The following is a 289-nucleotide window of genomic DNA, read 5'->3' on the forward strand; positions in this document are numbered from 1 at the left end:
CTACTCCGCGGGGAATGAGTACACGTGGCCGCCGCCGTAGAACTTCCCGAGAAGGTGCAGGTTGCTCGCCGATTCGCTTGCCAAGTATATCTCGCCGTCCACTTCGTCGATGCCCTCGGCCATGGGCGGCACCGTCAGCGTCTGCACGAGGGTCGCGTCGTCCAGGAAGTACAGCGGGCAGCGATGGCTGTCCACCAGGTAGCTTCCTCCTCGATGCGCGCGAGCTGGGTCGTAGATGCGCACTTCGGCATCGCCGAAACCCCAGGACAGGCTGAGCGCGATGTTACCG

Annotated in this window: 1 protein-coding gene; it reads right to left on the bottom strand. The window is 64.0% G+C overall.

Annotated features, from left to right (window positions below; translation table 11 throughout):
* A partial coding sequence (locus tag NE591_RS15375) for a hypothetical protein (protein ID WP_256157117.1) occupies nt 1-289 on the bottom strand: 289 nt, incomplete at its 5' end.

The organism is Adlercreutzia sp. DFI.6.23 (assembly GCF_024462535.1).
GTDB classification, from domain to species: Bacteria; Actinomycetota; Coriobacteriia; order Coriobacteriales; family Eggerthellaceae; genus Adlercreutzia; species Adlercreutzia rubneri.